Here is a 22,134-nt window from a genome sequence, read left to right as displayed (position 1 = left end):
ACTCCGATCGCTGGATTTTTTAGCCATTTTTCTTTTTGTAAGATTCGTTCATTTCCTGAACAATTTTAAGAAAGTTCGGATCTGCCTTTAAATCGGCAACGAATTTGTCGTAGCTTGCAGAAGTTTCCTTCCCGACAATCATCTTGACCTTCATATCGGCAATTTTTTTCTGGTATTCAGGCCAGTATTTCACCCAAGCATCCGAATCCACCCCGATAGACGGATCAAGAACGGCAAATTTAGCACGTTCATCAATAATTTTGGCGTGAGCATCGTAGTAGTCCTTCGTGATACCGGACTTGTACGCTTTCTGATATTTATCAAATTTCAAAAAGATTTGTCCCATCGCTTGTTGGGATACGTTATCTTTCTTCGCTTGCTCCGTCGGAATCTTGAATCCGTCCTGCTCGGTGAAATGGACATCCTTAAAGCCATAATTCGCCAAGTCAGATCCTTCATCGGATGCACCGTAGTCCATAAACTCCATAATTTTCTTCACTTTAGCCTCAGGTACTTTTTTAGGAATCAAGAACATGCCGAACGAACCTGGATCGGTTACCGATGTATCGTTTAATGAAACAAGTGGTTTCACATAAGCATCAGGATTCGTTTTTCTCAGCTCTGCTGTTGACTCCCAGGCTTGGTCCATAGGTACGGCATCAATACCGCCTTTTCCCGCCTTCATCATATCGAGCGTTTGCGTCTGCTTCAAAATACTGAAATCTTCCGGAATCAACTTCTCAACATAGAGTTTATTCAAATAAGTAAGCGCTTCTTTTTGGGCTGGCAAGAAAATGATAGGCGTCAGAATGCCATTCTCCATCTTCCAATCTCCAACGGTTTTCGTAAAAGCGGTCTCGATGACATTGAATTTCCCTATTCCTGTTGGGTCCGCATACCCCAAGAAACCGTAGGTATCATTTTTACCGTTCCCATCCGGATCTTTCGTTGTAAAAGCTTTCATCACTTCATACAACTCATCTGTCGTAGTCGGCTCTTTCAAGCCCAACTTATCCAGCCAATCTTTACGGATATTCAATCCTGTCTGCCCATAAACAGGTCTTACACGTGGAATTCCATAGTTTTTACCATCGCCGAATGCGAGGTTCTTCCAAGTAAGCTCCGGGAACTTAGCGAGGTTGGGATAATTTTTATATAGATTTGTTAAATCCCAGAATGCTCCCTGCTGAGCCATGCTTTTCACCAACGGATATCTTTGAGGATAATCAGCAAGAATCAAATCCGGCAAGTCACCTGATGCCAACGTTACATTTAACTTGTCAGCGTAGTTATTCGGCGATACCCACGTGATTTTAAGCTTCGTATTCGTACGTTTCTCGATCTCTTTTACAATCAAATTATCTTCACCCGGGGGCTCCTGAGAGAAGAAGGTCGACATGATACTGATCGTCGTTGGCTCATCTTTCTTATCACTACCACCTGCATTCGTTCCCGACTTGGAACTGCAAGCTGCCGTTGTTGCCATCAATACAGCTGCAGTCATAACTGTAACCGTTCTCATCATGAATCTTTTCTTCATTACCATCTTGAAAACCTCCTCTTAATTTATATATCATTCCTTAACAGAACCGACCATAACTCCTTTTGCAAAATGCTTCTGCAGGAATGGGTATACCAGGATAATAGGTACTGTAGCAACAACAACGGCTGCCATCTTTAAGGTTTCTTTCGGCATTTCTTGTTCAGAAGCAATTTGGCTCGCAAGGTCGCCTCCGCTCGTAGACGAGTCAATCAGCATATTTTGCAGCAGGACTTGAAGCGGCCACTTGTCAAAGTCATTAATGTATAAAATAGCGTGGAAAAAGACGTTCCAATAACTAACCGCATAGAAGAGTCCAAAAGCCGCCAAAGAGGGAAGGGATAAAGGCAAGATGACTTTTAGCCAAATGCCCAAATCATTGCTGCCGTCGATGCTGGCTGCCTCTTCCAAGCTCACGGGTATACTGTCGTAGAAACTTTTCATCAAGAAGATGTACCATCCACTAGTTAAAGCCGGAATGATCAGCGACCAAATACTGTTAATAAGTCCAAGGCTTTTGACAACCAGATAAGGTGGAATAATCCCAGGATTAAACAAGATTGAAATTAGCACGAGCAGCAGCAGTATTTTTCTACCCCTCAAACGTTTTCTGGACAAGGAATAAGCAAAACTGGATGTCACCGCAAGACTTAATAAGGTTCCCACAATAGCGAGAAAGGCACTATTGCCCCCGGCCCGGATGAATGCGCCAGTAGATAACAAATATTTATAATTAACGAGTGTCCATTCGGATGGCAAAATGAACGCACCCGCTTTCTGGATGTACTCGGAAGGCGTAGCAAAGGAGACAATTACGATGTAAATAAAGGGGATTATCGTAACGATCCCGGCAAAAATAAGGATGATCGTAACCAAGAGATCAAAAGTCAATCCCTTCACATTTCTTGTCATTATCCAGCCTCCTCAATATAAGCCATCTTCCCCAAATTTTTTGGCCAGCCAGTTGGTCGATACGACCAGGATCAAGGCCACAACGGATTTAAATAGCCCTACCGCTGTTGTAAAACTAAACTGCCCATTCTTGACCCCCATGCGGAAAACATAGGTTTCAAAGACATCCGATACACTGGAAACCGCGCTGCTGGTCATCAAATATACTTGTTCAAAGCCGACGTCCATGACTTGACCAAGCCTTAGGATCAGCAAGGTAATGACCACATTCCGAATCGAAGGCAAGGTGACATACCACATCTGATGCAGTCGATTCGCACCGTCCATCTTGGATGCTTCGTAAAGAGCCGGATCTGTGCCGGCAATGGCCGCCAGGAAGATAACCGTTCCCCATCCCGCTTCTTTCCATATCGACTGTAACGTAAGCATGATCCAGAAATAATTGGGATTCGTCAGAAAATCGATTTTCTCGAAGCCCATCATGGCAACGACATTATTGATGACCCCTCCAGTCCGTGAAAATAATAGGAAGGTCATGCCTGCTATAATGACCCAAGAGAAAAAATGCGGTAAATATACGATACTTTGAATCATTGTTTTAAATTTCATATTGCGAACTTCGTTTAATAGTAGAGACACGATAATCGGTACTGGAAAGAAAAACACTAGATTAAGGAGACTGATCATCATCGTATTTCTAAACAGATTCCAAAATTCGCTGCCAAGGAAAAACCGTTCAAAGTTCTCCAAGCCTACCCATTTGCTGTGTAAAAACCCTTGATAAGGAGAGTAATCCTGAAACGCAATCAGAATGCCCCCCATCGGTACATACTTGAAAATAAGAAAATAAAGAATACCAGGCACCGCTAAGAGATACAGATATCGATCCCTTAAAATGTCTTTTACAGCAAGCTGAAATTTCGTTTTTCCTGCTGTTTGTTTGTTTACCTTCCCAACTTCTAGCCAAGTTTTTTGCATGCCTTACCACCTTTCTTCTGTTTCCATATTTCATGCTCTGAATGTACATGAGCGCCCTATTTATCACAATTCAACATTTTCCTGAAACCATTTACCGGGATAATACTTTTTCCTAAAAGCCCGTTTCAAGCCCATTTCAAGGCCATTTTCATAAAAAAAAGACTACATGCTCTCGCATTATAGCCCTAATCCTGCTTCTCTATATTCACCAGGTGTGACACCTTCTGATTTTTTAAACAACTTGTTAAAATAGGAAGGCTGGTAACCCACTCTCCCTGCAATTTCAGTGACCTTTAAATCCGTGTTTCTTAGCAGCTCCTTAGATTTCTCAATGCGAACTTCAGTCAGGTAATCAATAAAATTCTGCTTGGTGACTTCCGCGAAAACGGCACTTAATCGCTTTGGCAGGATGCCGATTTTGTCTGATAAATATTCCAATGAGATATCATTCATATATTCTTGAGCAATCATTTCCTTCACCTTATGAATCGTTTGTTTCATTTCAATCCCTTGCTTTTCGGATAAGGCTTTGAGAAAAGGCAGAATCACTGCATTTTTGAACCACTTATTAATTTCATCGATTTCCTTTAGTTTGAACAGCTGTTCATACAGATTGATTCCCTGGTTGGCACTGGCATGGGCTACGTCAAGCTGGATCATTGCCCGTAAAACGCTGCTTAGCAGCTGAGCCGTAAATTGCTGGATCTGAAATGCCTTCCCAGCATTATGTTTTAATACCTGATGGAATTCATGCAGGAGTTGAATGGTTTCTTCCTCTGCTCTCATTTGCAGGGCATGAATCAATTCTTTCTCAATTTGGAACGGATAGTCCGGATTTTCTTTCACATACGGAATCAAATCATCGGTACTAAGAATTTGCCCGTGCTCCCCAATTTCCCGGAAATGTAGACACTTCTTGACCTCATCCAATGCTTTGGGCAAATTTTTGAGAGCGCTGGTTGGCCTGCTGATCCCTACGGCAACATGTACGCCAAGTAATTTGGTAATCATGCTAATTAATTCATTTGAGATTTTAAAGAGTTCGCTTTTTATTTGTTCTCTTGGCTTATCCTGCTCAAAAGAAACAAGTAAAGAAACGGATAAGTTATGGAGATTGATCACTTCCATATTGGCTTTATCCACCGACAGCTCCTCAATAATATTGGCAGCCGCGAATGTGACAAGCTGCTCGTCCCCTTCCACGAACCTTTTACTTGTTTCCGAGAATGGCGATAATTGAATGAGAAGCAGCGAAAACTTCTTGTTTTCGGTATCCCAACCATGCCGCTGCAAACGCTCCCGCAGCTCTTTCTCAGAGAAAAAGTAGAGCTGATCTTGTATCAATTGCAGCAAAAAGCCTTTTTTTATGCTATACCGGTTCTCTTCCAATAGAGATTGAAATAACTCACTTTTACGCGTAATATTAAGCCATTTATCTTCTATAAACTTGATTTCGTCCGAACGATCTTCTTCTTCCGGTATTTTGTTGCTTATTCCCCCGCCAAACATTTGAACCAAGCGTTTAATCGGCCGGTACATGCGTTGTGAAGCAAACCAAGACAATAAAGCGGCAATGATGATCCCCATAAAACTTACGCCTAACATAAGCTTAGAAGTTAATGTAATCGGTTGCATCAATTGCGAAATAGGCGTAGCAATGACATATCTCCAACCGGAACGAGAGAATGTAGCCGAAGCAACGGAGTACTCTTCGCCTTCCCACTTCACAGTAAAAGACTCTTGATCCGCAACATCCTTTAATACTTTGCTTCTGATGACATTTTTTAAAGGCTGCTTGGAGGCGTCCGTCTCTTTGCCCGATGTAATCCAATCACCATTCGGCTTCATAATAAAAGAAATCCCATTCTCATATGGATTCAATTGGGTAATTTCTTTGTCAATCATATTTTTGTCCAAATAGACGAAAAGAGCTCCATATGGCCTCGTACTTATGAACGGAAGCTTGTGTACCAGGACTAAAGGAAACAATGACGAAGAATCGCTTGGATAAAAGTTTTCTGCGTCACTCCAATACATCAAATCCTCCGATTTCAGGACCGAATCATAGGCTGACTTGTTCGCATCATCTTTGAGCCAAATGGCTCCTCGATCATTAGAAACTAACATCTGCTGATTGTCTAAAAATAAATCAATCCTCATGATCATGGGATCTGAGCTTTGGGTCACAGCTAACCATCTGTAAATGTCTTGCATAACCTGAAACTCTTCTATGAAGTTAGCATGCCTTATCTTTTCATCAAAAATGGAATTAGCTGCCCCTTTATCCACCGTCATCTCAAGCTGCGAGAACTGCTCATCGAACCGCTTGAACACTTGCTCCAGCTGGTACTTATTTTTTTGGTATACTTCCTTTTCTACTTGATTAATACCAATTAAATAGGTGCTGATTCCAATAATTGCGGTAGGGAAACTCGTTACGATCAATACAAAAATCAGGCTTTTCCGAAAATAATTGCCACCCAACCCCCGCTTGTACACTCGAAATTTCAACATGGACAGTACACTCATACAAATCTCCTTATATCTGAGATTGAAACAAAAAAAAGGTGCTGCAAGTAACATGGCTATGTTATATAAAATTCGACATATTTAGCTATTTTCCTTTCTGCTAAGTCGGAATAACGAAATTAAAAAAGCGCTAACACTGTTCTACTAGAACGGTGTTAACGCTTAGTCCTGGCATGAGATGTACATTTAATCAATATCAAGAAGTTCAAGAATGACGCCCAAATCGTCGGTACTTTCTACATAAGCATATTTATTGCCATTTTGAATAAGAGGGAAGCCGAATTCCTCCAGTTTGGCAGCCGTTTCCAACATTCTATTTTTTGCCTTAAATGCGATGTGATGGACTCCCGGACCTTTTGTTTCAAGGAATTCCTTCCAAGTTGAAGGATCATCTGTAGGTTCAATGAATTCTATGACGACATTTTCCATGTGAAAAAATGAAAGTCGCACTCTCCCTTGGGTAGGTTTCCCCATGTAGCTGACGGTGTCGCTGCCATCTTCATTAGCCATGATGATCGTGGGAGCCGGGACTCCTAAAAGCTCGGCAAAGCGATGGGTCGCCTTTTCCACATCACGTACGATCATAGCAATCTGACAAACCAAAGTTGTACCCAGAATCGTCTGTTCCATCGATTTTCTCCTTTACATTAGGAAGATTGCATACGATAACTAACAAATGCCAGATGCCTGCTGTCCGGCGACCAGGAATTGACGTTAAGAGTTCCCTGTCCTCCAAAAAGCTCGACAACTGTTCGATAACAGCCTCCAGTGCTGGACATCACACGAATTTCTACATCTTTGTTAGCGGGATGATCCCCGGGAGCGACATCGCCTTTACGATAAGTGATATAGGCCACCAGTTCTCCATCCGGAGATACGTGAGGAAACCAATTATTGCTCTCATCAACCGTCATTTGGGTCTGTTCACTGCCGTCGGCATTCATTCGCCATACTTGCATAAGACCTGTTCGTACCGAGTTGAACCAGATGTGTTGACCGTCAGGTGAATATTCAGGGCCGTCATTTAACCCCGTGGTAAACGTTAATTGTGTTTCTATGCCCCCATTCACAGGAATGGTGTAGATGTCGTATTCGCCATTCCGCTCTGCACAATAAGCTAATGTGCTTCCATCTGGTGACCATCCGTGCAAATAGCTTGGTGCTATCGGCGTAATGAGTGTCGGATCACCACCCTGCAAGGGGAACGTATAGATGCGAGAAAGACCGTCCTCGTGAGTGTGATGGCTTACTGCAACCAAAGAGTTATCCGGTGAGAGCACATGGTCGTTATTGCATTGGATGGCGTAGCCGGATTCTATGGCTGTGCTTTCCCTTGTCATGAGGTTAAACGTATAGAGACGGCCTAAACTGTTATACACAAGGTGGTTGCCGTCACACGTCCAGTTGGGTGCTTCAATCAGAAAATCAAATTCAGCCAAAATGTTCCGTTCGCCAGTCGTCACATCGACTGTTTCCAACGTACTGATCACGTTTCTTCTTTCTACCTTTCGTGGTTCCTTTAACGTATTCATCGCGAATCTCCTTCATTTTTCAATTCGCCTAACTGTCACATAGGCATCGGTTCTCCTTTGTAATTGACAAAAAAGGATTCTGGATCTATCTCTTTTTTCATTTCGAGGATATCCATAATGCCATTAGCGCTTTCGACAGGATCTCCCGGAGCTTTCTCGCCGCCCATGTCTGTCTTGATCCAGCCAGGGTGAATGGCGTACACACGAATTCCTCTGTTTTTTACATACCTTTTAAGCTGCTTAGAGAACATGTTGATCGCCGTCTTGGAAATGGCATAAGGAAAATCTCCCCCGTAAGCGTTGGACATACTGCCTGCTTCGGACGAAATGTTAAGAATGGCTCGCGAGCTGCCTTCCTCCATGAGAGGAAGCATATGTTTGATGAGCATCATTGGGCCAAACAAATTAACTTCGAAGGAACGAACCACATCCTCGATAGGCAATTCTTCTAGAGCAACACCTCTTCCGAGCAAAATTCCCGCGTTGTTTATAACGGCATCAACCGTTTGTTGATCTTCACGTAACGTTTCAGCTAACCGGGCAATCGATTCTTCGTCGCATACATCGAGCTGAACAGGCTTAACTTGGCCGGGGAAACGGCTGACCAGTTCCAACAATTTCCCCTCTTCCTGCGGTGAACGATTTCCCGCTATGACCTTGTGCCCCCTCTGTACGGCAGCGAGTGTCAATTCATACCCAAGACCACGATTGGCACCGGTAATGACGATATTCATGCATGCTCCTCCTTTTGCCCCTGCTAAGCTCGGGGTTTGATGTTCAAATTAACGCCCAAATCATCCTCAGCGTCGACAATGGTCCAGCTGCTGCCAGGGTAATAACCAATCGTCCGCATGGCATAACCCATCTCCTCCAACTCGCCGATGATGGCATCCCGTTTCTCGCCTACCTGGAAGCCTAGATGATGTACCCCGTTGCCATGTTGATCAAGAAATTCCCTGAAAGTGCTGTCCTTCTCATCAGGTTCGTGCAATTCAATAACAAAATTGCCAACTCGGATATTCGCGAGTTTCAGGCCGTAATAGGCCGGTTTGCCACGATACGTCAAATCAGGATTATGTACGGGAGGCAGATAACGGATTTCCGGCACAGGAAAATTTAATAGATTTGCCCATGCCTCAGCTGCTTTCTGGATATCATTGACGACAATCGCGATCTGAATAAAGCCATCGAAACTAATGTTATTTTTCATAATTGCACCTTCCAATTTTTATTTTCGTTTCTTCGGCCTATTCCTTCACACTGCCCATCACGAGCCCGGTTGTAAAATACTTTTGCAAGAAAGGATAGATGCACAAAATTGGTATCATAGCCAAGAACATTTGTGCAGCTCCCGTCGTTCGGGCACTGACCATGGACAAATATTTGGATAAGTTGCCGCTCAGATCCGTGTTGTTCCGAATAAACTCCTCCGGATTCACGACAACCGTTTGCAAATAGGTTTGTAAGGGATAGTTTTGAATTTTGTTCATATAAATCATGCCGTCAAACCAACTGTTCCAGTGGTCTACGAATGAAAAAAGCGTTACTGTCGCAAGCGTGGGTATGGAGACCGGCAAAACCACACGGATTAAAGTCTGCACGTGACTCGCGCCGTCCATATACGCTGCCTCCAGCAATTCCTTTGGCAGACTGCGCATATAATTCATGACAACGAGCATGCTGAACACGGGAAGTGCTCCTGGCAAAACAAGCGCCCAGATGGTATTCATTAATCCGGTGCTTTTCACGACCATATAGGTAGGAATTAATCCGGCATTAAAGAGAATCGTCACAACGAAAAACCATGAGAAAATACTCCGCGCACCAAAATCTTCTTTTGCTTTCGAGAGAGGATACGCGGTCAAAATGATCAATAATAAATTGAGCGGAACGCCGATGGCCGTTCGTTTAATAGAAACCAGCAGCGACATGAAGAACTTCGATGTATTCGTAATAAATTGGTAAGAGATCGTTGTAAATCCCACTGGGAAAAAAGTAACCTCCCCTGCCGCTACGGCTACTTTATCCGAGAATGATACGGCCAACAGGTTGATAAAAGGCGCAATGCATAAAAGTGCAACAAGCAGCAGGAATATGGAATTGCTCACCAGGAATATTTTGCGTGATAGGGAAGCCTTTATTCCCATGGTCATCTCTCCTTTCCATTAAAAGACTCTATATCCGGTTAATTTGTCCGCCAAGTAATAAGATACGACGATAAAAATTAGCGATACACACGACTTAAACAGGCCAGCCGCAGTGGAGAGCGCATATTGCGCCTGTTCAATGCCTAGACGGAACACGAAGGTATCCAAAATATCGCCGGTAGAGTAGACCACGGGACTGTACATATTATAGATTTGGTCGAAACCGCCGTTGAGAATATTGGCAAGACCCAACACGGTCATCAGTACGACCATCGATGAGATGCCGGGCAGGGTAATATGCCTGGTCTGCTGCCAACGGTTTGCGCCATCAATGACTGCTGCTTCGTAAAGCGCAGGGTCTATGCCTGTGAGAGCAGCCAGATAAATCACCGATCCGAATCCAAAAGTTTTCCAAATATCACTGATGACCATTGTGGCTGGAAACACATTCGGGTTACCCAGGAAAAAGATAGGTTCAATGCCAAGCTTGGATAGAATGATATTGACAAAACCCTCGTTCGGTGACAAAAGATTTAATAAAATGCCCGATAAGATAACCCAGGACAAAAAGTGCGGTAAATACACCAGTGTCTGAAAGATACGCTTGGTTAACTGATTCCTGACTTCGTTGAGCAGCAAGGCGAACCCCACTGGAACAACAACGCCTGCAATCATTTTGCACAAGGCGATCACAACCGTATTGCGAATGACCAACCCTATATTCGGCATGGAAAACAACGTAACGAAATTTTGAAAGCCTACCCATTGTTGGTTCCCGAACATCCCTTTCGCCGGAATAAATTTTTGAAAAGCGATGATTACGCCGGCCATAGAGCCATAGCTGAAGATTGCAACCAGAACGACAGCGGGGAGCAGCATGAGATATAACGGTAGTTCTCTTAACATCTTGTCTTTTCGTTTCAGACTCGCAAACACCACTTCACCACCTGTCAATGATTTACGGTGAGATATCACCCACCGCTGCCATCTAAACCTTTATTTGGCCGGGTACATTTTATCCAGTTCGTCAAGTGATTTTTGACCGCCTGCCTTCAACCACTGCTGCACAAAGGTATCGAAATAATCGACAGGCTTAGTACCCGTTATGATATCCGTAAAGGTCGTGATGGTCAGAGTATCCAAGGAAGCAACGTTCGTTAACCATACATCGGGCCTTTGAATGCCCAGGATACTCTGGACGATGGCCTTGTCGGGAATGTATTTGTTCAATACGATGGGTAAAGAGCCTGACTTGGACATTTGACCCCAAGTACCGAAGGCGTTGTCATCTTTGGCAAGAGTTCCATTTTCAAAGCCAGCAATATAGTCATATAAGGGCTTTGCGGCAGGAGGAAGGCCTTCGGAGGAGCCTTTATCCATGGCTTTCAGCAAATCTGCTGCGTAAACCTCACCCGGTTGATCGATGTAAATTGGCGATAGGCGATATTGCTCGTTAGCCCAATATTTATCGTAGACATCCTTTGTTGAATAATTAACGGTCTCATCGTACAGATTTAACATTTTAATAACAGCTTCGGGGTTTTTGTAATCTTTTCTTACCATCGTCATCTGGCCTACAGCGTTGCTTTCGATACCAATCTTATAATCGTAACCGGACTGTGTGGGAATCGGGTAGGGACGTACGATGACGCCATCTTTTTTATAAACATTATTGTAGGGATACCAGGTGCCCCAGTTGCTGCCGAAAGCCATACCGATCTTGCCGCTGGTGATATCTTCTACGAGTGCTGATTCGCTTTTGGAGGTAAAATCCTTGTTGATAAGTCCTTGTTTATACATATCTGCCAATACCGCAAGCGCCGGCTTCATGTTCGGCTGAATCCAGGCAAACGTCATTTTGCCATTCTGATCACGATAAAACATGCTTTCGTCCCGTCCAGGCACGCCAAACGCGGAAACCAGACCAAGAATGCTGGCATGATTTTGTCTGATGAGATCCTTGTTCAGGGCAAGGCCAATCGTGTCGCCATTCTTACCATTTCCATCCGGATCTTCGGTGGCAAACTTCTTAGCTAGAGCAACAAGTTCTTCGATGGTCTTGGGCGGCTGAGAATTCGTTCGCTTAAGCCAGTCTTCACGTATCCACAGAAACGGCGCTTCGTGGAAGTTGTCGTTCATTCGAGGTATCGCATAAAGTTTGCCGTCTATCGTAGCTCCCTTAAAGGAATCAGCAAATCTCTTTTGATATTCCTTGATGGAATCCGTCGCATATTTGTTATACACCTCGGTGAGATCGGCCAGCTGCCCATTCTGTGCCAACTGCAGAAAAACGTTTGTATCCTGCGTTTTGAATACATCCGGCAGATCGCCTGAAGCAATGATGGCATTCAGTTTATTTTTATATGCATCGGTACTGCTGTCGGCCGTGAAAGCAACCTGAAGATCAATATTGAGCTTATCTTTGAACAAGCGGCTCCAACGGTTATCTTCCCAAGTTTCATTGTCCAGGAGTTTGGAAGCTGCTGCTGTTTGAACACCCCAGGTCATGGTGACCGGTTTCTGATATTTCCCATTGGCGTCCATGTTTTCTGAAGGATTGCTAGTGCTTTGTGCATCAGACCCCGTGGTAGCGGTTTCACAAGCTGAAATAGTAAAAACCGTCAGTAGGGCCACCAAGGTGTGCGGTAGGACTCTTTTGATTTTCAGCTCTTTCACGTGTAATTCCTCCTGTATTTGGATTGTTATTATGACACAGCTTTGTAAGCTATGATAAAGCTAAGGCTGATGAACATGTAACCAAAACCTGCATACAGTTTCTTGTGTGTTCCGCTTCGTAAACACGCGTTTATTTTTTAGTGTAACTGACCCTTGAATCGTCAAAAACCGACTGAACGCGTGTTAATTGTGGTTCAAAAAAATATCAGACTTCTAACCCGCCATTTTTAAGCTCCAATCTGCCATTAACTATGTGAACACGTGTCTATGGACTCATCATACACAACCGATAAAAGCGCTGTCAACCTTTAATTTCTACGCATTTCCAAATAAAAATCCATCAACTCTCATAAACTCCATTGTCTAAACACGCGTTTATGATATAATTACCAAACAGAGAACTTTTCCACTCATTGTTGAACACAAGGAGGTATTATGGAGAAAAACGACGCAAATTTCACCCCCATTTTTGATGGCAAAACGCTCACAGGATGGCATTTCGTTCCCCGCTTGCCTGTTCCACGAGCTCCCGGCGAACCTGGCCCGGATCCTACCACCGAGAAATACCAACAAGCTGCACAGACATGTGGAAAATGGACCGTTGAGGACGGTGCTATCACAGGCCGGCAGGATCCGCCTGGATCCGGTTATGGTGGTTATCTGCTTAGCGACGGGCTTTACGAGGATTTTGAATTAATTTTCGAGGCGCGCCCAGATTGGCCGGCGGATACCGGCATCTTGGTCCGTGCTTCAGCGCTTGGTTCTCAAGGATTCCAAATTCTTCTGGATCACCGCCGCTCGGGAAATATCGGTGGTATTTATGGCAATGGGATCGGTGGCTTCCATGGCATTTCTTTCACTCTTGATGCGACATACGATGAGCAAGGAAATCCCGCAGGGCTGCGACTAGAAGACCCCTCGACAACCATTGAACCCCTTACACCCGACAAACCCGCACTGCTTGATTACGCAGCCAACGGCGAGGAGTTCCTGTCCATATGGAAGTGGAATGATTGGAATACATTCAAAATTCGTGTAGTTGGGGCATCCCCGCGAATCACCGTACATATTAACGACATGAAAATTTCAGAAATGAATACTGCGGATCTGAAGCATCCTTTCTATGATGCAGCTAAAGTCCGGGAACTCCTTGGTTCAAAAGGACATATCGCGTTTGAAATCCATGATAATGATCCCGGAATGGGAGTGGCGCGCTGGGCACCAAACGCAGCTTGCAGATGGCGCAATATTCGAATTCGGGAGCTTAGTCAATCGGGGAACGAAACAACGATTTAAATTCTTCGACATGATTCTCTGACCACAAGGCTGCAATCAACCGTGATTTCTTTTATATCCGTAGTCTTTTGTTCAATTTTTGTAATTAAACAGGAGGTCATGCGTTTCAACATGTCGCTAAAATCAACTCGAATCGTCGTCAAAGCGGGATGATGTTTTTCACTTAGGGCATGATCATCAAATCCAATCATGGATAGATCTTCGGGGACACGCAGCTTATGCTCTTTCAGCGCCCGTATGGCTCCAAACGCTACACTATCGTTCGCTGCAATGATCGCTGTTGGCAGATCCGTTTCTTGACTCATTAGTTTTTGTATAACTTTATAACCGCTTCTCTCATGAAAATCGTCGCCATTGAGAACCCAGTTCGGATTCACCTGCAAGCCGCACATGCGCATCGCTGTTTTGTAGCCTTCAAATTTGGTCTGGCCGGATAGACGATTCATATCCCCATTGATGACACCAATTTTGGAATGGCCAAGTCCTGCCAAATAGGCTACGGCCTGTTTCATGCCCGAGTCATTATTAAATTTGGATACAATTCGATTCGGTTCCGGATGATCCGAAAGCGTTTGATCAACAATACCGATCACAAAACCTTCATCGATCAATTCTTCAATGAACGGTTCATGAATGGCTGCTCCGATAAAGATGCCTCCATCGATTCTACGTTGGAAGAAGATCTCTTTTACGTTTTTGATCATTTCCGTATCCTTGGCATCACGAATAATGTGGGTAAGCACATAATAACCGTGCTCGGAAGCGTGTTCAATAACACTAACGATCAGCATATTTGTCAGCATATCGCCGGATACGTTCCCTTGCTCAATGAGAAACAGGCCAATCGTACGCGCCCGCTTCCCAGCAAGGACCTGGGCAGACACATTCGGGAAATAATTATATTGTTGTATCACTTTCAAAACCTTCTCGCGCGTTTCAGCAGGTACATTGGAATAATTGTTGATGACCCTGCTTACCGTGCTCCTGGAAACCCCGGCAAGCTTAGCTATCTCTGTGCTGTTGATCTCTGTTTTTTTCATGTTGCTCATCCTCTTTCGTGAACGCGTGTTTACGCACATCATACACATGCCTAGAAATCGTTGTCAATATTTTTTAAAATCAATTTACAAAAGGTGGGGTTCCGATGCGTCTTGGCGGTCAAGTATTTCTGAATGAGAAAAACCCGGAGAATTGGGCGCTTGCCCTTAAAGAAGCTGGCTTTCGTGCAACAACTTGCCCGATTAGTGGTGAGGAGGATATCCGTGAGCTTGAGGATTATCTGACCTTGGCCAAACGGTATGACTTCCTCATCTCCGAAGTCGGCGCCTGGAGCAATCCAATCAGTCGCAATGAGGAAACAAGGCGGAAAGCTATTGCCTATTGCATAAAAAGGCTCGAGTTGGCAGAGCGAATTGGTGCACAATGCTGCGTGAATATAGCCGGATCCCGAGGGGAGCAATGGGACGGACCGGATCCCGAGAATTTTAGTGAGGACACTTTCGAGCTGATTGTGGAAACAACCCGCGAAATTATAGACGCTGTAAAGCCTGAGCGTACTGTTTTTGCACTTGAAATGATGCCTTGGATTTTCCCGGATTCCGCAGATTCTTACCTTTCTCTCGTTCAGGCCATTGACCGCAAAGGCTTCGGAGTTCATTTCGATCCTGTGAATATCGTCACGAATCCACGTACTTATTATCGCAATGGTGACATGATCCGAGATTTCTTTGCGAAGCTTGGACCCTATATTCGAAACTGCCATGCCAAGGATATTCTGCTCAGTGGCAAACTAACCGTCCATTTGGATGAAGTTATCCCTGGTCAGGGCTATCTGGATTATCGGACATTCCTCACAGAACTTAATAAGCTTCATCCCGATACGACGCTCATTATTGAGCATCTCTCAAGCAACGAAGCCTATCGGCAAGCTGCGGGGTATATCACAGAAATAGCCTCCGAGCTGAAAATACCATTGTAAGAAAAAAAAACAGAGCCCGCTAACTCGCGGAGCTCTGTTCATCCTTTTTTATCGTCGCACGCGTTCCTCATCAAAAGGATTCTTAGGCCCCCTGCAAGCTGCGCTTTTTGGCTGCAACCGATAAAACGCAACAAATTAACAAGACCAAGCTCGCCAGCGTATATGGATAATTGACATTCAAGTCTAATAAAAAACCAGCTGCAATAGGCCCAATAATGTTACCAAGACTGGTAAAAGCGGAGTTCAAGCCAGCAACATAACCTTGCTGATCCGCAGCCACCATGGACAATTGGGTACTGATTGCGGGGCGTAAGACATCGATCGCCAAAAATACAACAAAGGTAACAGCAAAAATCATCCAGAATTGGTGAACGAAAAGCGTCAGCAGAATAAACAATCCTGCAAAGAAAAGACAAAGAGAAATAACAAGCTGCTCCCCCAAACGATTCAATATCCAGCTAAAGGCTGTGACTTGAATCACGGCGCCAGCTATGGAACCGAACGTTATGATAAAGGCGATATCCTTGGGCTGAAAACCAAATTTTCGATCCACAAAAAGTCCATAAATCGTTTCGTAATTAGCAAGTCCAAAAGACATTACAAAAACGATAATTAAACTTAAAAAATAGGGTTCTTTGTAAGCATTCTTCATTTGCGATAAAAGCCCTTTTCGTTCAACTGCCGCGCTAGCTGGAGTATCTGATATCTTCTCTTTTGCAGGAAGCGACTCCCTTAGAATAAACATGGTGATGCACGCCGCAAAAAGTCCCGCAGCCGCCGCGGAGTAAAAAGGTACGCGAATCCCAAATTCAGCGATATAGCCGCCTATGCCCGGTCCAATAATAAAACCCGTCGTAATCGAGGCTGTAATATACCCCATTCCTGCCGCTCGTTCTTCCGGAGTCGTGATATCCGCTGCGTAAGCCATAACGGCCGGCATGATCATGGCTGCGCTGATGCCGCCTAGCATCCTTGAAACAAATAACAAGGCAGGTGAACTAGCTAATCCAAATATGCCCTCAGAGACGGCGAACACAATCATGCCGATGACGATCATCTTTTTTCTTCCAAATGAATCGGCCAAACGTCCGGCTAATGGCGAACAAAGAAATTGCGTCAACGAAAACGAAGCAATCAACAACCCGATAACTCCTCCGGTAATCCCTAGACTATCCATAAATTTAGGCATAATAGGGATAACAAGCCCTATTCCCGAAAAGACTAGAAAAAGATTAAACATAAGTACTAATAAAGCTCCTTGATGTCTTGTCAATAATGTCATTTAAATTCCTCCCAATCTCGAAAAACACTGAATATATATTCAGTATTATTGCAAAAAAAAGCTAGCGGATGGGCCTGGCAATGCCCTGCAGAAACACATCCACAGCCAACCGATAAGTCGCTAGCGCTTCCACTCGTTCCATTCTCCGGCAATGCTGGCTTAAGCCAAGCAGCAAGCTGTCCAAAATAATCGCGTGACCGGAGACATTCGAAATTTCGAATTCCTGATTATCGATTCCCTTTTGAAGCAATTCCCGATTAAAGTCAATGTACCCTTTAACCATTACGTTTATTCGCTCCTCCACATCCGGAGCTTTCTCCGCATTATTAAAAAACTCGTCAGCAGCTCTCGTCAACGGATGACTTAGTTGATCAAGCGCCAAATATTCAACCATGCCGTATAATTTATCGGTTGTCGTAAGGTACAACTTTTCTTTATCCAACCAATTACTATCCCATTCCCTGTTCCATTCCTCAAGCAAGTATAAAAAAAGCCCTTCCTTGTTCTTGAAATGATAGTAGATGTTACCTGCGCTACACCCGACTGCTTTTACAATGTCTTCAATAGCGGTTGCTTTATAGCCCTTTTGGGCAAATAAAGCTCTTGCCGCGTCAGCTATCTTCTTCTTTGTTAGCTCGGTCTGCTGTTTCTTTTTATTCACACTTGCTTCACCGCTTTCTGGCTGACAGATCTGGACAATGAAAATCACCTATAATACTGAACATTCATTCAGTATTATAGGTGATAATGAACATCTTTGCAAACACTTATTTGTTCGTTCTTGGGTAAGAAATCCCCGGATTTTTCACGATAAATTGTTTTTCTTTATTCAATGCCTGCATGAATTCAGGTCCTAGATTTAAATTTTGTGATACGAGTTGCGGAGGTGTGAGCGCCATCCATTGATTCAATGAAACGTCTTCAAAGCGGTCACTCCTGAACATTTCCAAAGCCCACACGCTTTCATTCCCTGTGTTTTGAATATAGTGTCCGAAAGCCCGCGGTACATATCCCACATCGCCAGCACGATAATTAAAAGTACGTGCCGTACCATTGGGTGCCATAACTGTCATGCGCGCCGTACCCGAGATATAATACTGCCATTCATCCGCGTTTGGATGCCAGTGCATCTCTCTCATGGAACCCGGTTTGATTTCAAGTAACGCTGCGGATATTTGAGTCGAAATAGGGAAATTTCTTGAATCCACGATACGCACTTCACTCCCGCCCGGGGTTATAATCGGCTCTTGTGCAAGCAGTCGATGTTTAAAGGGTAAGGGCACCGTACCTTGAGGATCTGCCACCTGTTGACTTTCTATGGGACCGGGCACTTCGGATTGAAAAATGTATACCTGATGGTTCGGGATATTGTTAAATGCACTTTGGGGAACGCCAAAATTCGCTGAAAGAACTTCCTTTGGTGTATGTGCGAAGAAATCAGAGATAGCTAATGTATTAAGATCAGAGAAATTACCGTCCGGGAAAACGAGCAAAAACTCCGTACCTTCCTCGAGTCCTTGAAGAGAATGCGGAATTCCTGGTGGGAAGTACCAGAGGTCTCCTACCCCTATGTCGGCAATAAAGTTCCTCCCGTTTTGATCCACGGATGTAATGCGTGTTCGCCCCACAAGCACGATCGCCCATTCCGCTTGCTGATGCCAATGCATCTCTCGCACGCCACCCGGAGTCAGAGCCATATTCACCCCAGCAACCTCCGTCGCAATCGGAAGCTGTCTAACCGTCACTTCACGTGACCAACCACCGTGATTTAACTGCATATTCGTATCGGAAAAAGAGAATTTCAGATTGGGAAGCGAACCGGCATCGGTGGCAGGAGAAACCAGCATGTCAGGATTCTCCTTGTCTCGCATAATGTCACGTGGTCCTAAATCCCACCAACCAGCCCCATCACTTCGGATCGGTTGAGGTATATTTTGATTCGGTGTATTGATTTTCATATGTTTCGCACCCCATATTCTAACCACTTCAAATTTGCCACTGGTTAAGTGCCTATCTTAAGTTATGAATACAGTCCGAAATTGGAAATTTGTCCTCCCGATTTGTTTAGCTCTTTTGAAAATGTAAAAAAGGAACAGAACCAAATCCCAGGGATTCGTCTGTTCCTTTTTTTAATAGCCTTGTCCTTTGCCGCCGGTAACGATGGCGATACTGGAGCTTGCACCGATCCGTGTTGCTCCGGCGTCAACGATCTTGCGAGCCGTTTCGAGATCGCGCACGCCGCCAGATGCTTTAACGCCCATTTCGGGACCGACCGTTTTTCTCATCAAAGCAATATCTTCCACTGTTGCTCCGCCATGGCCAAAACCTGTCGATGTTTTCACGAAATCCGCTCCAGCTTCTTTGCAGATCCTACTAGCCGTTACTTTTTCCTCATTGGTCAACAACCCTGTTTCCAAAATCACTTTAACGACCGCTTGACCGTTGCTCGCTTGAACGACGCCTTCGACGTCTTTTTTCACGGTGTCCAAATCTCCGGATTTTAACGCGCCGATATTCAGCACCATATCCACTTCCGTCGCTCCGTTCGCAATGGCGTCGCGTGTTTCAGCCATTTTGACGAATGTTGTGGTTGCACCCAGAGGAAAGCCAATGACGGTAGTAATGCCTACGCCCGAGCCTTCGAGTTCTTTCGCTGCAAGCGAGACCCACGTTGGATTTATGCAGACAGTAGCAAAGCTATATTGTTTGGCTTCGCTGCAAATCTTCAAAATTTCACTTTTTGTTGCATCCGGCTTCAGAAGCGTGTGATCTATCATTTGAGCAATATCTTTATTTTCCATGGGATTTACTCCTTTTACTTTTCCAATTATTCATTGTGATTGTTCATTGGCATAAGCCAATAAATGTTGTGCGGTAAATTGATCTGTAATCAATGTATTCGTATAGTTACCTTTAATAACACTGTAGATGGCTTCGACCTTCTTCATGCCGCCTGCGACGAGGATTGATTTCTCTTTCGTTCTCAATTCAGCGAGATCGATACCAATCGTGCGAAGATTCAACTCTTCACTGCACACTTGGCCTTCCAGATCGATAAATCTAGAGCAAATGTCACCCGCACCCTTCGCGTGGATGATCTCCAGGTCGGCTTCGGAGAAATAATTCGCTTTGATCAGCACCGAATCTTCCGAAGGTACACCAACGGTGAACACAGCGATATTCGCACGCTTGCCAATTTCAAGAATTTTGCGGATATGCCGATCCGCCTCAATCGCCTGCTTCACAACTGCGTGATCCACGATCGCTGGCAATGGCAATAAATACGGAGTAGTATTGAACGCATTACCAAAAAGATGAATAATCTCGGAAGCGTACGTATTCGTCTCCGAATAGCTGACACCACCGTTCAGTTGAACGACAGTCACATCTTTCACAAGCTTATTCGGCAAATGAGTGGCAACCTCGTAGAGCGTTGTTCCCCAAGTCATCGCGATCGTGTCGCCATCCTTCACGACTTCATCTAAATATACAGCGGCTGCTTCCCCAATGTATTTCTTAACGATATGATCTTCATATTCAGGGACCGAAGCGACGACCGCCTTTTTGAGCCGGAACTTTGCTTCCAATTGTTCGGCTAAAAGTTCTTTATTTTCGGTCGGATCCATAATTTTGATCTGGACTATCCCCTCTTCTTTTGCCTGCTGCAAAAAACGGGATACAGTCGGACGAGATACGCCTAGCTTCTTGGCTATATCTTGTTGACTATAATCCAATTGGTAGTACATGCGAGCCGCATCTACAATTTTCTCCAGTTTGTCTCCGCCCATGTGTTTCCGCCCTCTTCTTATTATGAAATTATGCTCATTTATAATGAACATAATTTCAAATCTATTATAACTCAACTTTTTACATTTTCAAATACTTGGACATATAAAAAAGAACCCGGCAAGATACCTGGCCTGGGCTCCTCAATATTCGCACTAGTCAAATCACGAAGTATTCCGCTCTTTTCATAAAAATCTGCTCGACAGATGCAACAATTTTCCCGTCCTCTTCAGATTTCTGCTTTACTTCGTTCCACTCCTTGTCCTGCGAGAAAACTTCCCATTGTCTTGTTCTTTCTTCCATACTTTCATACTTCATCGTGTAATAGAGCTTGGGCTGCTCCTCCAAATCCTCCCAGAAATCGCACACCTGCATGCCTAGTCTGGCAAAAATGCCAAGCGTATGATCGGAGAAACGCTTTCGAATCGCATCGATTCTTCCTGGATGAATGGTATAGATTCTCAATTCATATATCACTCAGTATTCACCTCTATCTTCTCATGATTTCGATCTACCTCAAAACGGAGGCGAATAAACAAAATCTTTACTTACTTCATCAAGCGCTTTCAGAACGTCCTCGGTAAGCTCAAGATTAACCGCCTTCAAATTCTCATCGATTTGGGATTCACGGGTCGCCCCTGCGATAACGGTGCTTACTGCAGGTTGGTGCAACAACCAGGCCAGCGAGAGAGCCGTGGCCGATGTACCGATCTCCGCCGCTATCTTCGTCACCTGTTCCCCTACCTCCACGCGAGCGGAGTTTACACGCCGCACGAAGTTAGGGTTCATGTCCAACTGTGATCCGCTTGGTACAGATCCACCCGAATATTTCCCTGTAAGAATTCCTCCTGCCAGTGGGAAATAAGGAATAATGCCGATTCCCTGATCCACGCAGAATGGAAGCAGCTCCCTTTCCACACCGCGGTCAACGAGTGAATAGCCGGGCTGCACCGAAACATACTTCACCAGCCGCTCCTTTTCGCTGATCGACAAGGCTTTCATCATTTGCCAGGCTGCATAATTTGAGGCGCCTACATATCTCACTTTTCCGGACGTCACCAGATCGTCCAAAGCACGAAGAGTCTCTTCAAGCGGAGTCTTTGGATCAAAAACATGAATCTGATACAGGTCAATATAGTCTGTTCGCAAGCGGCGCAAACTTCCTTCGAGTTCTTTTAGAATATGTTGGCGTGAGGAACCTCTTGTGTTCGGGCCTTCTCCTCGTTGTATCCCCACTTTTGTCGCAAGGAGCACTTCGTGGCGCCGCCCTTCAAACGCTTCTCCGATGATCTCTTCCGATTTCGTGCCTGTATAAATATTCGCAGTGTCAATAAACGTAATCCCATTATCAACTGCATGATGCAGGACTCGAATCGAGGTATTTTTGTCTGCGCGCCCCCCAAATGCATTTGTCCCCAAACCCAGCACCGAAACTTCCAATCCGCTTGTCCCCAAATTCCGATAGCGCATAACGAATC

At 44.5% G+C, this 22,134-nt stretch carries 21 protein-coding genes; 2 read left to right on the top strand and 19 right to left on the bottom strand.

The annotated features are described in order from the left end of the window. Nucleotides 1-19: 19 nt before the first annotated feature. From ACKTT9_RS12065 to ACKTT9_RS12015, 11 genes are all read right to left on the bottom strand, one after another. Complete coding sequence (locus ACKTT9_RS12065; RefSeq protein WP_407871754.1) at nucleotides 20-1,546, bottom strand: extracellular solute-binding protein; 1,527 nt, start codon at nucleotides 1,544-1,546, stop codon at nucleotides 20-22. A 27-nt stretch (nucleotides 1,547-1,573) separates the two neighbouring features. Continuing rightward, complete coding sequence (locus tag ACKTT9_RS12060) at nucleotides 1,574-2,452, bottom strand: carbohydrate ABC transporter permease (RefSeq protein WP_407871753.1); 879 nt, start codon at nucleotides 2,450-2,452, stop codon at nucleotides 1,574-1,576. A gap of 12 nt (nucleotides 2,453-2,464) precedes the next feature. Then, nucleotides 2,465-3,430 carry an ABC transporter permease gene (locus ACKTT9_RS12055; protein ID WP_407871752.1) on the bottom strand — a complete coding sequence of 322 codons (966 nt, stop codon included), beginning with the start codon at nucleotides 3,428-3,430 and terminating at the stop codon, nucleotides 2,465-2,467. 177 nt (nucleotides 3,431-3,607) lie between these two features. Further along, nucleotides 3,608-5,959, bottom strand: a complete 2,352-nt coding sequence (locus ACKTT9_RS12050; RefSeq protein ID WP_407871751.1) for a helix-turn-helix domain-containing protein — start codon at nucleotides 5,957-5,959, stop codon at nucleotides 3,608-3,610. Nucleotides 5,960-6,145: 186 nt separating this feature from the next. After that, nucleotides 6,146-6,589, bottom strand: a complete 444-nt coding sequence (locus ACKTT9_RS12045; protein WP_407871750.1) for a VOC family protein — start codon at nucleotides 6,587-6,589, stop codon at nucleotides 6,146-6,148. 17 nt (nucleotides 6,590-6,606) lie between these two features. Further along, complete coding sequence (locus ACKTT9_RS12040) at nucleotides 6,607-7,491, bottom strand: transporter (RefSeq protein WP_407871749.1); 885 nt, start codon at nucleotides 7,489-7,491, stop codon at nucleotides 6,607-6,609. Between the two features lie 35 nt (nucleotides 7,492-7,526). Then, a complete protein-coding gene (locus tag ACKTT9_RS12035) occupies nucleotides 7,527-8,225 on the bottom strand; it encodes an SDR family oxidoreductase (protein ID WP_407871748.1) in 699 nt (232 codons plus the stop codon). Between the two features lie 23 nt (nucleotides 8,226-8,248). After that, nucleotides 8,249-8,701, bottom strand: a complete 453-nt coding sequence (locus ACKTT9_RS12030) for a VOC family protein (protein WP_127449009.1) — start codon at nucleotides 8,699-8,701, stop codon at nucleotides 8,249-8,251. A gap of 37 nt (nucleotides 8,702-8,738) precedes the next feature. Beyond that, nucleotides 8,739-9,638, bottom strand: coding sequence for a carbohydrate ABC transporter permease (locus ACKTT9_RS12025; protein ID WP_407871747.1), 900 nt, complete (start codon nucleotides 9,636-9,638; stop codon nucleotides 8,739-8,741). A gap of 18 nt (nucleotides 9,639-9,656) precedes the next feature. Continuing rightward, nucleotides 9,657-10,544 carry an ABC transporter permease gene (locus ACKTT9_RS12020; protein ID WP_407873018.1) on the bottom strand — a complete coding sequence of 296 codons (888 nt, stop codon included), beginning with the start codon at nucleotides 10,542-10,544 and terminating at the stop codon, nucleotides 9,657-9,659. A 90-nt stretch (nucleotides 10,545-10,634) separates the two neighbouring features. Beyond that, nucleotides 10,635-12,314, bottom strand: coding sequence for an extracellular solute-binding protein (locus tag ACKTT9_RS12015; RefSeq protein WP_407871746.1), 1,680 nt, complete (start codon nucleotides 12,312-12,314; stop codon nucleotides 10,635-10,637). 435 nt (nucleotides 12,315-12,749) lie between these two features. On the opposite strand from ACKTT9_RS12015, the gene ACKTT9_RS12010 reads away from it, so the two are divergent. Continuing rightward, complete coding sequence (locus ACKTT9_RS12010) at nucleotides 12,750-13,610, top strand: DUF1080 domain-containing protein (protein WP_407871745.1); 861 nt, start codon at nucleotides 12,750-12,752, stop codon at nucleotides 13,608-13,610. Here ACKTT9_RS12010 and ACKTT9_RS12005 read toward each other — a convergent pair. Beyond that, a complete protein-coding gene (locus ACKTT9_RS12005; protein WP_407871744.1) occupies nucleotides 13,607-14,650 on the bottom strand; it encodes a LacI family DNA-binding transcriptional regulator in 1,044 nt (347 codons plus the stop codon). The two genes, ACKTT9_RS12010 and ACKTT9_RS12005, sit on opposite strands and share 4 nt — an antisense overlap. A 104-nt stretch (nucleotides 14,651-14,754) precedes the next feature. On the opposite strand from ACKTT9_RS12005, the gene ACKTT9_RS12000 reads away from it, so the two are divergent. Further along, nucleotides 14,755-15,588: a sugar phosphate isomerase/epimerase family protein gene (locus ACKTT9_RS12000; RefSeq protein WP_407871743.1), complete on the top strand. Its 834-nt coding sequence runs from the start codon at nucleotides 14,755-14,757 to the stop codon at nucleotides 15,586-15,588. Nucleotides 15,589-15,670: 82 nt separating this feature from the next. Here ACKTT9_RS12000 and ACKTT9_RS11995 read toward each other — a convergent pair whose 3' ends face one another. From ACKTT9_RS11995 to ACKTT9_RS11965, 7 genes are all read right to left on the bottom strand, one after another. Then, nucleotides 15,671-16,870 (bottom strand): MFS transporter, encoded by a 1,200-nt coding sequence (locus ACKTT9_RS11995; RefSeq protein WP_407871742.1) that lies wholly within the window; start codon nucleotides 16,868-16,870, stop codon nucleotides 15,671-15,673. 61 nt (nucleotides 16,871-16,931) lie between these two features. Beyond that, on the bottom strand, nucleotides 16,932-17,531 hold the full coding sequence (locus ACKTT9_RS11990) for a TetR/AcrR family transcriptional regulator (protein WP_407871741.1): 600 nt from the start codon (nucleotides 17,529-17,531) through the stop codon (nucleotides 16,932-16,934). 106 nt (nucleotides 17,532-17,637) lie between these two features. Beyond that, on the bottom strand, nucleotides 17,638-18,828 hold the full coding sequence (locus tag ACKTT9_RS11985) for an oxalate decarboxylase family bicupin (protein ID WP_407871740.1): 1,191 nt from the start codon (nucleotides 18,826-18,828) through the stop codon (nucleotides 17,638-17,640). A 171-nt stretch (nucleotides 18,829-18,999) separates the two neighbouring features. Beyond that, a complete protein-coding gene (gene deoC, locus ACKTT9_RS11980) occupies nucleotides 19,000-19,671 on the bottom strand; it encodes a deoxyribose-phosphate aldolase (RefSeq protein ID WP_407871739.1) in 672 nt (223 codons plus the stop codon). Nucleotides 19,672-19,701: 30 nt separating this feature from the next. Beyond that, a complete protein-coding gene (locus ACKTT9_RS11975; RefSeq protein ID WP_407871738.1) occupies nucleotides 19,702-20,658 on the bottom strand; it encodes a sugar-binding transcriptional regulator in 957 nt (318 codons plus the stop codon). A gap of 157 nt (nucleotides 20,659-20,815) precedes the next feature. Beyond that, nucleotides 20,816-21,133 carry an NIPSNAP family protein gene (locus ACKTT9_RS11970; RefSeq protein ID WP_407871737.1) on the bottom strand — a complete coding sequence of 106 codons (318 nt, stop codon included), beginning with the start codon at nucleotides 21,131-21,133 and terminating at the stop codon, nucleotides 20,816-20,818. Between the two features lie 39 nt (nucleotides 21,134-21,172). Beyond that, nucleotides 21,173-22,126, bottom strand: a complete 954-nt coding sequence (locus ACKTT9_RS11965; protein WP_407871736.1) for an aldo/keto reductase — start codon at nucleotides 22,124-22,126, stop codon at nucleotides 21,173-21,175. Between the last annotated feature and the right edge of the window lie 8 nt (nucleotides 22,127-22,134).

The organism is Paenibacillus sp. P36 (assembly GCF_045866505.1).
Classification (GTDB): domain Bacteria; phylum Bacillota; class Bacilli; order Paenibacillales; family NBRC-103111; genus Paenibacillus_E; species Paenibacillus_E chondroitinus.
Note: the sequence above shows the minus strand (reverse complement) of the source record. Positions and strands in the feature narration are given on the sequence as shown.

Bases quoted from the DNA above. Each gene is read 5' to 3' on its own strand.
- ACKTT9_RS12065 (WP_407871754.1), bottom strand. From the start codon at position 1,546: ATGGTAATGAAGAAAAGATTCATGATGAGAACGGTTACAGTTATGACT.
- ACKTT9_RS12060 (WP_407871753.1), bottom strand. From the start codon at position 2,452: ATGACAAGAAATGTGAAGGGATTGACTTTTGATCTCTTGGTTACGATC.
- ACKTT9_RS12055 (WP_407871752.1), bottom strand. From the start codon at position 3,430: ATGCAAAAAACTTGGCTAGAAGTTGGGAAGGTAAACAAACAAACAGCA.
- ACKTT9_RS12050 (WP_407871751.1), bottom strand. From the start codon at position 5,959: ATGAGTGTACTGTCCATGTTGAAATTTCGAGTGTACAAGCGGGGGTTG.
- ACKTT9_RS12045 (WP_407871750.1), bottom strand. From the start codon at position 6,589: ATGGAACAGACGATTCTGGGTACAACTTTGGTTTGTCAGATTGCTATG.
- ACKTT9_RS12040 (WP_407871749.1), bottom strand. From the start codon at position 7,491: ATGAATACGTTAAAGGAACCACGAAAGGTAGAAAGAAGAAACGTGATC.
- ACKTT9_RS12035 (WP_407871748.1), bottom strand. From the start codon at position 8,225: ATGAATATCGTCATTACCGGTGCCAATCGTGGTCTTGGGTATGAATTG.
- ACKTT9_RS12030 (WP_127449009.1), bottom strand. From the start codon at position 8,701: ATGAAAAATAACATTAGTTTCGATGGCTTTATTCAGATCGCGATTGTC.
- ACKTT9_RS12025 (WP_407871747.1), bottom strand. From the start codon at position 9,638: ATGGGAATAAAGGCTTCCCTATCACGCAAAATATTCCTGGTGAGCAAT.
- ACKTT9_RS12020 (WP_407873018.1), bottom strand. From the start codon at position 10,544: ATGTTAAGAGAACTACCGTTATATCTCATGCTGCTCCCCGCTGTCGTT.
- ACKTT9_RS12010 (WP_407871745.1), top strand. From the start codon at position 12,750: ATGGAGAAAAACGACGCAAATTTCACCCCCATTTTTGATGGCAAAACG.
- ACKTT9_RS12005 (WP_407871744.1), bottom strand. From the start codon at position 14,650: ATGAAAAAAACAGAGATCAACAGCACAGAGATAGCTAAGCTTGCCGGG.
- ACKTT9_RS12000 (WP_407871743.1), top strand. From the start codon at position 14,755: ATGCGTCTTGGCGGTCAAGTATTTCTGAATGAGAAAAACCCGGAGAAT.
- ACKTT9_RS11995 (WP_407871742.1), bottom strand. From the start codon at position 16,870: ATGACATTATTGACAAGACATCAAGGAGCTTTATTAGTACTTATGTTT.
- ACKTT9_RS11985 (WP_407871740.1), bottom strand. From the start codon at position 18,828: ATGAAAATCAATACACCGAATCAAAATATACCTCAACCGATCCGAAGT.
- deoC (WP_407871739.1), bottom strand. From the start codon at position 19,671: ATGGAAAATAAAGATATTGCTCAAATGATAGATCACACGCTTCTGAAG.
- ACKTT9_RS11975 (WP_407871738.1), bottom strand. From the start codon at position 20,658: ATGGGCGGAGACAAACTGGAGAAAATTGTAGATGCGGCTCGCATGTAC.
- ACKTT9_RS11965 (WP_407871736.1), bottom strand. From the start codon at position 22,126: ATGCGCTATCGGAATTTGGGGACAAGCGGATTGGAAGTTTCGGTGCTG.